This is a genomic window from Companilactobacillus futsaii JCM 17355 (assembly GCF_001435505.1).
Lineage (GTDB): Bacteria > Bacillota > Bacilli > Lactobacillales > Lactobacillaceae > Companilactobacillus > Companilactobacillus futsaii.
The window spans coordinates 1-6,113 of sequence record NZ_AZDO01000153.1 but is presented as its reverse complement, the minus strand read 5'-3'; the positions used below and the strand labels follow the sequence as shown (position 1 = coordinate 6,113).

At 36.5% G+C, this 6,113-nt stretch carries 5 protein-coding genes; 2 read left to right on the top strand and 3 right to left on the bottom strand.

Going from position 1 to position 6,113, the window contains the following annotated elements:
* Positions 1-70: 70 nt before the first annotated feature.
* On the bottom strand, positions 71-334 hold the full coding sequence (locus FC88_RS12520) for a type II toxin-antitoxin system Phd/YefM family antitoxin (protein WP_162256560.1): 264 nt from the start codon (positions 332-334) through the stop codon (positions 71-73).
* A gap of 139 nt (positions 335-473) precedes the next feature.
* Between FC88_RS12520 and FC88_RS12515 the strand changes: the two genes are divergently transcribed.
* Entirely contained in the window at positions 474-1,736 is a 1,263-nt protein-coding gene (locus FC88_RS12515) for a replication-associated recombination protein A (RefSeq protein WP_149029841.1), read from the top strand.
* A 49-nt stretch (positions 1,737-1,785) separates the two neighbouring features.
* Here the strand turns inward: FC88_RS12515 and ppsA are convergent, their stop codons facing one another.
* Positions 1,786-4,176, bottom strand: coding sequence for a phosphoenolpyruvate synthase (ppsA, locus tag FC88_RS12510; protein ID WP_057816122.1), 2,391 nt, complete (start codon positions 4,174-4,176; stop codon positions 1,786-1,788).
* Positions 4,177-4,860: 684 nt separating this feature from the next.
* On the opposite strand from ppsA, the gene FC88_RS12505 reads away from it, so the two are divergent.
* On the top strand, positions 4,861-5,448 hold the full coding sequence (locus FC88_RS12505; RefSeq protein WP_010019812.1) for a site-specific integrase: 588 nt from the start codon (positions 4,861-4,863) through the stop codon (positions 5,446-5,448).
* Positions 5,449-5,484: 36 nt separating this feature from the next.
* Here FC88_RS12505 and FC88_RS12500 read toward each other — a convergent pair whose 3' ends face one another.
* Positions 5,485-6,003, bottom strand: coding sequence for an alcohol dehydrogenase catalytic domain-containing protein (locus tag FC88_RS12500; RefSeq protein ID WP_057816121.1), 519 nt, complete (start codon positions 6,001-6,003; stop codon positions 5,485-5,487).
* Positions 6,004-6,113: the final 110 nt, after the last annotated feature.

The following is a 6,113-nucleotide window of genomic DNA, read 5'->3' as shown; positions in this document are numbered from 1 at the left end:
TTTTATTTATTTTTTCTTAAGGTGGCTAACTTGATTATAAAATTCGCCAATTTTATTGAATAAGACATTTCTAAATTTTATCCCAATCAACGCCATTTGTTATATCAGTCTCACCAGAATCGTCAGCAATAGCTTTATGAACTTTATTAAGCGTACCGTCATTCATTAAGTAGAGTGTTTCCTGTAATGATCTATAATCTTTAGCACTCATAATAACTGCACTGTCATCTTCTGTTCGTCCATTTATCTCTATAGGAGTAGAATTTTCATTAACTGATTTAATAATTTTATAAAAGTCTTTTCTTGCTTGAGTAGGATTAGTCATTCTTTGCATTACATGATTCCTCCTTATATTTATTTGCATCCTTAGTATACAGGTACGTGTTTAAGTACGTCAAATAACAAACACTTTTACCAAGATTTCTTTTTGAGTTACAATTTCTATATCAATAATTAATGAAAGGAAATTTACCTTGGCATTCAAAACACCCTTAGCTGACCAAATGCGTCCTACTAAATTGGAACAAATGGTCGGCCAACAAGAACTCTTAAAATCCGGTCAACCACTTCGCCAAATTATCGACAAAACCGTCAACATCCCTTTGATCCTCTGGGGACCTCCTGGGACTGGAAAAACTAGTCTGGCAAGGATTATCGCCAAAAAATACAAGTATCCTTTCGTATCGTTCAATGCTTCGACTGACAATAAAGCGCAACTAACACAAGCAATCGACACCTACCCTTATCAGTCTTTTGTCCTATTGATTGACGAAATTCATCGAATGAACAAAACGCTACAAGATTTTCTACTACCATATTTAGAAAATGGCCACATCATGTTGATTGGTTCAACGACTGAAAATCCCATCATGTCAATTGTTCCCGCCATTCGTTCAAGATGCCAGATTTTTGAGTTTAAGCCATTAGATATTGAAGATATTACAAAAATTTTGAAGCGAGCTACCGATGAAATTTTCAAATTAAAAGCAGATCAAATTGAAACTGATTCTTTAAAGTTTATAGCAATTTCTTCTGGTGGAGATCTTAGAATTGCTTTAAATATTCTAGAAACGATTCATGCTATCAATCCCGATAAAATAACTGTCAAAGATGTTAAACGTTTTGCCAAGCAGCAACATTTCAGTTACGACAAAAAAGCTACCAAACATTACGATTATTTATCGGCTTATTCTGATTCAATGGCGGGGTCCGATACTGATGCTGCTTTATATTATTTGACTGTCCTTCTAAAAAACAACGACCTACCATCTGTTGTCAGAAGATTACGAGAAATTCCCTATACTTACATTGGTCTGGCTAACCCACAACAAGCTACCCAAATAGTGATTGCGGCCAATCAAGCGGAAAAAATTGGCATGCCTAAAGCCAAATATCCCTTGATGTTCGCGACAATGTTGATGTGTCTGTCACCGCAATCCGGTTCTTTTGACCAAACTTGGGAATTATTGGACAAAGACACCGAACACCCCAATTTACATCCGATGCCAAAAGGCTTAAGGGATGCCCATTACAAGCATTCCGAGGAGATCACTGGTGGAGGCTTGTTCACGAGTCCTTTCGCCCAACCATTTCAAATTGCTTCTCAAAACTACATGCCTGAAGGATTTACTGGTAAGCGTTACTACTATCCTAAAAATAATGAGAGTGAGAAAAAATTTGGTGAGCAATACTTAAAACTACATAAATTCATTTATCATGAAGACTACAAAAAATAGTCAAAAAAACACCCCCAAATCATGGAGGTATTCTTTTGACTATTTATTTTTATTCCCAACTGTAATCATTAGGATCAAGTAGTCCACGTCCTGTTGCTTTATCGAGCATAATTCTTTGTTCAAAGTGAGCAACATTACGTTTTGTAGTCTTGACCATATCAGGGTTAACTGATACATAATCAATGCCACAACGGATCAAGAAGTCTGTAAAGTCTGGGTATTCCGATGGAGCTTGTCCACAGATTGAAACTGTCTTGCCATCTTTATGAGCTGTCTTGATCAAGTGATTAATTGCACGTTTTACAGCTAAGTTACGTTCGTCAAACAATCTTGAAACTGTATCGTTGTTTCTATCGCAGCCTAGGATCAACATTGCCAAGTCGTTTGAACCGATTGAGTAACCATCAACGTATTGGTTGAATTGATCAGCCAAAATAATGTTTGTTGGAATTTCGGCCATCATGTAAACTTTGAAGTCATCACCACGAATCAAGCCTTCGCCTTTAATAATATCAGTAACTTTTCTAGCTTCATCAACAGTTCTGACAAATGGAATCATGATGTTCAAATTCTTCAGACCAAATTCGTTACGAACTTTCTTAACAGCACCAAGTTCTAGTTTGAAGGCTTCAATGTACTTAGGATCGTAGTAACGTGAAGCACCACGCCAACCTAACAAGTCAGCTGGTTCATGTGGTTCGTACTTGTCTCCACCTTTTAGATTACGATATTCACTAGACTTGAAATCTGATAGACGTAAGACAACTGGTCTTGGAGCCATGGCACGAGCAACTTTAGAAATACCATCAGCCAACATATCAACGACTTTTTCTGGATGGCCTTGTTCGATCAAGTATAGTGGGTGTTCGTGAATGAATGTAGTCCACAAGAACTCTTCTCTCATTAGACCAATACCATCAGCTGGTAATGTTGAGTACTTCTCAGCCAAATCTGGGTCACCTAAGTTCATCATGACGCGAGTTCCTGTTGGAGCAAATGTTTCAGCAGCTACTACTTGGCCACCCGTTGCATTGTTTTCTTTCTTCTTAGCGATTCCTTCCACTTTACCAGCATAAACAATACCGTTTGTAGCATCAACAGTAACCACATCGCCAGTCTTAAATGACTCTGTAGCAGCTTGACCTTTACTCTTAGTACCAACGATACAAGGAATCTGCATTTCTCTTGAAACGATAGCAGCGTGACAAGTCATACCACCATTGTTTGTTACGATGGCAGCAGCTTTCTTCATAGCTGGAACCCAGTCAGGAGATGTCATCAAGGTTACTAAGACTTCGCCTTCTTTGAATTTATCAATGTCATCTGGAGAGTCGATTACGTGAACAACACCACTAGAAACTCCAGGACTAGCAGGTAAACCACGAACTACAACTTTAGCATCTGACTCTGCTACAAGGTCTTCATCTTCATCTTTATTCTTGTTCTTTTGTGACCAAACTGTTTCTGGACGAGCTTGAACGATCCATAGACGATTTGTGTTCTTGTCTAAAGCAAATTCCATATCCATGTAGCAGCCATAGTGACGCTCAATTTCCTTAGCGTATCCAGCTAATTCAATAACTTGCTCGTCAGTAAGAACTTGTTTCTCCTGTAATTCTTCTGGAACAGCAGTTTCAACCGTTCCTCCATTAGTATCTCTTTCCAATTGGATAGTTTGTTTTACGACATTCTTTTCATCGATCTTCATTGATTGTTTATCGACAACGAAGTGATTAGGTGTAACTTTACCTAAAACAATATATTCACCTAAACCATTGATTGCATCGATAACGATCTTAGATGCATCCCCGTTTGCAACGTTAACTGAGAACATAATACCTGAAGCCTTTGAGAAGACCATCATTTGAACAGCAGCTGACAAAGCAACTTTTTCATGTGGGAAATGTTGCTTGTGTCTATAATATGTTGCACGATCTGTAAATAGTGAAGAATAACATTGTTGTACACGGTTAACTACATCAGCAGCTCCCTTAATATTTAGATAAGATTCTTGTTGACCAGCAAATGATGCGTTTGGCAAATCCTCAGCTGTAGCAGAAGATCTGATAGCAACAAATGGATTGTCTTGTCCAACTTTTTCAGATAAATCAGCATATCCCTTTTCGATATCATTAGCCAAATCGTCCGGCATCTTTGCACTAACGATCAAGTTTCTGATCTTTTCACATGCTGCGTGTAGTTCATCTGAATTTTCATAGTCCTTGATACCCTCAAGCAATGCGTTAACCTTATCGTTTAATCCTGTTTGAGCCATAAAGTGTTGATATGCACGTGCGGTCGTCGCAAAGCCATAAGGCACAGGAACATCCATCGAAGAAGTCATTTCTCCCAGTGAAGAAGACTTTCCTCCTACTAAATTAACATCTTCCCGATGTAACTCATCAAACCATAAAACATTAGCAGTATCACGACTACTCATAAATATTACCTCCTTTTGATTTTTACCTTGAATCTTTTTGAGAGCTGAAATGTAACCGCTTTCAACCACAACTTTATTATAGTTCACTTTGTAACAAATTGTTACCCTATTTTATGTTTTTTCATAGAAAATTTTATGATTTCTTTTGAACACCAAAATTGGTATAACCATCTAGAAACTCCTATATTTCAATAAAAATCAGTTGATTGAAAATGATTGGTATTGATTGAGACAAAAAATATATTTTGTTTCTTGCAAAATAAATGTTTCACAATATGAGACTTTTAGAGCTCAATTTCATCAATTTTTTCTTTTAAAAGTTGAAATGTGAATAGTAAATCCGATAATGAACGCAAGATCAGCGTTGTGCGAATCATTATTCTCTGAATTAAAAAAACGTAATCTATGATCAAATTTCCTCAAAAATCATATTCCAAGCAGAAAAATCTCCTATGTCTGAGAGGCGAATTCTATGAACTCTATATGTACAAGTGGTAACTCAAAGAATGAACTTGACCATAGAATTAACATTCGGAAAAATGGCTCTTTTTTGCCAAAAACGGGGGCTATTTGTAAATAATAGCCCCTGCAAGATATTGACGTATCAGTACTTAAAAACTACAATAAAATGATAGGGGTTATTTATTAATATAACTAAATAACAGTCCCCACGATGGAGGAGCTATGAAACAGCTAGTTTTACCAATAAAAGATACAAATATCCTAAATGAAGTTAAAAATACGCTTTTGAGGAATTTTAAATATGGTCGTCGTAACTACACAATTTTTCAAACTGGCAAGGCAACTCTACTTCGAGTTTCCGATGTCATGTCTTTGAAGTACAGTGATGTTTTTGACGAGTACGACGAATTACGAAAGAACGCTTATATTCACGATAAAAAAACTGGGAAACCGAATACTTTGTATTTGCGACCAATCAAACGCGATTTATTGATTTATCAAAAATGGCTTTTAGAAAATCACATTAATTCAGAATGGCTCTTCCCTTCAATGCAACGTCCTAATCGTCACGTTTCGGAAAAGCAATTTTATAAGATCATGGCAAAAACTGGAGATTTATTGGGAATTAATTATTTAGGAACACATACGATGAGAAAAACTGGAGCTTATCGTGTCTATATTCAATCTAATTACAATATTGCGTTAGTCATGCGTTTGCTCAATCATAGTAGTCAACAGATGACCCTAGCATATTTAGGATTGGATCAGGAATCTCGTGAACAGATGCTTGATCAAGTTGATTTTGGATAAATAAAAAGACAGATCTAAGATTAGTTAGGTCTGTCTTTATGGTTGTACGATAAATAGAGTTGATGGGCACTTTGCCATCAAGCCAACTGTTGAAGTGCCACCATGAACGAATAAGGTATTGCCCTTCTTTAAGTTCAAGCCTTCATTCAATGAACCGTAAGCTGTTTGTAGCATTTCTGGAAGAGCACCAATTTTGCCCCAAGAAAGATCACTTTCAAATGGAATGACGTTTTCCTCTTTGACCATAACGTATTCAGCATAACCACCATCAATTGCACGACCCATGCCGCCCATCATCGTAATAACTTGTTGGCCAGGTTTATATTTACTATCAGAATTAACTTGATCAACGACTCCTGAAGCCTCGATACCCAAAATTCTTGGATAAGAGAAATCTCCATCGGACTCACCCTTACGACTAGTTACTTCTGATTCATTAACGCCAAAAGCCTTTACTTTGATAATAATAAAGCCAGGTTTTAATTCTGGTTTTGCTACTTCTACTGGTTTTAATTCAGTTGTACTACATGGTTGACTTATTTTAATTGCTTTCATTTTTTTGCTTCCTATTTTAAATTAAATTTTTGAAAATGTTCTTTTAAATAATCAATGGCGAATTTTATAATCAAGTTAGCCACCTTAAGAAAAAATAAATAAAAAAACAC

Bases quoted from the DNA above. Each gene is read 5' to 3' on its own strand.
- FC88_RS12520 (WP_162256560.1), bottom strand. From the start codon at position 334: ATGCAAAGAATGACTAATCCTACTCAAGCAAGAAAAGACTTTTATAAA.
- ppsA (WP_057816122.1), bottom strand. From the start codon at position 4,176: ATGAGTAGTCGTGATACTGCTAATGTTTTATGGTTTGATGAGTTACAT.
- FC88_RS12505 (WP_010019812.1), top strand. From the start codon at position 4,861: ATGAAACAGCTAGTTTTACCAATAAAAGATACAAATATCCTAAATGAA.
- FC88_RS12500 (WP_057816121.1), bottom strand. From the start codon at position 6,003: ATGAAAGCAATTAAAATAAGTCAACCATGTAGTACAACTGAATTAAAA.